The sequence below is a fragment of the Desulfobaccales bacterium genome, assembly GCA_041648175.1.
Lineage (GTDB): Bacteria > Desulfobacterota > Desulfobaccia > Desulfobaccales > 0-14-0-80-60-11 > 0-14-0-80-60-11.
In genome coordinates this window covers 1-2,794 of record JBAZPO010000074.1, presented here as the reverse complement: position 1 = coordinate 2,794, position 2,794 = coordinate 1, and the positions used below count along the sequence as shown (strand labels likewise).

The 2,794-nt window shown below is 52.4% G+C and carries 2 protein-coding genes and 1 pseudogene; all 3 read left to right on the top strand.

Going from position 1 to position 2,794, the window contains the following annotated elements:
- Positions 1 to 534 (top strand): ATP-binding protein (locus tag WC600_19185; GenBank protein ID MFA4904851.1); only part of this gene is annotated, 534 nt, incomplete at its 5' end.
- A gap of 308 nt (positions 535 to 842) precedes the next feature.
- Positions 843 to 1,520, top strand: a complete 678-nt coding sequence (locus WC600_19180) for a hypothetical protein (GenBank protein MFA4904850.1) — start codon at positions 843 to 845, stop codon at positions 1,518 to 1,520.
- 60 nt (positions 1,521 to 1,580) lie between these two features.
- Positions 1,581 to 2,794 (top strand): annotated as a pseudogene (locus WC600_19175) (sigma-54 dependent transcriptional regulator).

Here is a 2,794-nt window from a genome sequence, read left to right as displayed (position 1 = left end):
CAAAGGATCGCCAAGATCAGCCATGATTTGCTTCAATCCTCCGCCAAAAAGCCAAGTCTGCTTGTCGGCGGCGACCTCCGCCGTGTCATCGAAGCGGGTCTGCAAATGACGGAGCTCAGGAGAAAAGAGGATCATGTCCAGGTCGAGTACTATCCCCCGTTGGAGGTCATCCCTGTAAAAATGGAAAGAGACAGATTGGTGAAGGTGATGGTCAATCTTATCCTCAACGCCTGCGACGCGATGACGGGCAACCAGGTAAAACGACTGATCATTACCGTTTATCATCCGGAGGATTCCTCGAAAGGTCATTCTATTATTTTGACAGTCGCCGACAACGGTCATGGTATCCTTGCGGGAGAATTGGACAAGATTTTTGAGCCGTTCTTTACCAGGAAAGATCCCGGAAAAGGCACGGGATTGGGTTTGTCCGTCTCTAAAGGCATCATCCGGGAACATGGCGGAACGATTCATGCGGAAAACAATGACATGGGGGGGGGATCCTTAATCGTTGAATTGCCCCTTTACCATCCATGAAGCCGTAGAGGCATGGTTCATGCGATATATCGGCGAGTCGTCATGCGGAACTTAGCTTATAAACGACGATAAGGACCGATTCTAAGCATTAAATTTCGTTTCGGGTTGTATTCCCCGCAGCTTGCTGCGAATCGGACATGGAACCCTCAGATTAATACCCCGCTGCTTGCGGCGGGGATGGTTTATTCATGTGTTTACTCATGCCGTTGCGTTCCGGGAAATACTTGATATGCTGGAACGGATTCCATATATTATGGAAATATTTCCATAGAGACGATTCCATATTCGCTGATCCGATCGGAGAATCCATGACCTCACGAACACTTTTGTACTTCCCCATTGTTCACAGCCAGGCGGACATGGGCGCCCTCAGTGAATCGATCAGAAAGGTAACCCTTCAGAAGTTCGGCGAGCGGGTCTGGCGGCAGAAGGTCAATCTTGTCAAACGTTTCTGGTCTGATGTGGAAAACATTCTCAATAAACTTACCCTTTCTTATGCTCAAACCCGCGTTTACCAGGATGGCCTGCCCGTTTGCGGCAAGGAGTTGGATATTGTTACGGAACTGGCAAAGAAGGGGAGCCCGAACCACCAGATCCTGGTCCGCCTGATGGAAAAAGGGGCGACAGTCATGGGCACGGAATCCGCGGAACTGCTGATCGAAGAATATAATCTCATCAAAAGGATTCTCGAAACCGGGGATGTCAAAGACGCTATCGCGATCGAAGTCAGGCAGAAAGCGGCAAGCGACCTTCTCCTCAAAAAACGGGATGAATTTATAGCGGCAAGGATCGACCAGACCCTGCAGACGGGGGAGACAGGCGTCCTTTTCTTGGGCATGCTGCACAACATTTCTGCACTCCTGCCGGAAGATATGGAGGTATCCAATCCCATGAACCGTCCTTTGACGGCTTCGCATGAAGTCGTCATTCCCGCGGGAGCGGGAATCCAGAGTTTTTTCCGGGATTCTGGGTCAAGCCCGGAATGACAGAAAATGGGTATTTGAGAATTTCTGCGAGTTCATCATCCCGAGAAAGGGGAAAACAATATGGTTGAGCGTAAATCGCGCGTCTTGGTTGCCGATGATGAAGAAGAAATCCGTGAGATCCTGAGCAACATCCTGGAAAAGGAAGGTTTCGTGGTCATCACGGCCGCGGATGGCGAGCAGGCGATGCAGAAGATCTGTTCCGATATCCCTGATGCCGTGCTGTTGGATGTTCGCATGCCGGGTCTCAACGGCATGGATGTCCTCAAAAAAATCAAGGCGATCGATGACAATCTTCCGGTAGTGCTGGTTACGGCGTATGCGGATACTCACCAAGCCGTGGAGGCCATGAAGGAAGGGGCCTACGATTATCTTGCCAAACCCTTCGACAATAACGAGGTGGTCTGGGTTACCAGCCGCGCTCTGGCAGAAGGAAAATTAAGAAGAAACCTCAAATCCATAAATGATCGTTATAAAGGAAACTTCAGTCTTATCGAGAGCATGGGACCGAGCGACAACATCGGCCGCCTCACGGCCGATGTTCACCGGGTGGCAAAGTCTGACTTTTCTGTGATCATCATGGGCGAAACGGGTTCGGGCAAAGAACTTGTCGCGAGGGCGATTCACGGGGACAGCGCCCGGGCGGAAGCGCCCTTTGTGGCGGTGGATTGCGGGGCCATCCCGGAGAACCTCCTGGAGAGCGAACTGTTTGGGCATGAAAAGGGATCGTTCACCGGGGCGGATCGTCAGACGGCGGGCAAATTTGAATCGGCCCACGGCGGCGCCCTTTTCATGGATGAGATCGGAAACATGCCTCTCGGCTCCCAGGCGAAGGTTCTCCGGGTCATCTAGGACCGGAAGCTCTATCGGGTGGGAGGAAACAAGTCCGTACCTGTTGATATCCGGCTCATTGTGGCCACCAACCAAGACCTGCTCGAGATGGCTTCGAACGGCGCCTTCAGAAAGGATCTCTATTACCGCCTGAGTGAATTTACCATCTGTGTGCCGGCCCTCAGAGAGCGCAAAGAAGATATCCCCTATCTGGCCAAACGTTTTCTGGATTTGGCCAACATCGAGCTGAACAAGATAATCGCCGGCTTTACCGACGCAGCGGTGGAGACGTTGATGTCTTACGATTGGCCGGGGAATGTCCGCCAGCTCCGGTCGGTGATCCGGCGGGCCACCCTGGTAGCCAGGGATGAGATCACCGAAAAGGATCTCAGCATCAAGCGGGCTGAGGTGCCCGGACTTGCATTTTCCCCGAAGGTTCACGGGAC

Bases quoted from the DNA above. Each gene is read 5' to 3' on its own strand.
- WC600_19180 (MFA4904850.1), top strand. From the start codon at position 843: ATGACCTCACGAACACTTTTGTACTTCCCCATTGTTCACAGCCAGGCG.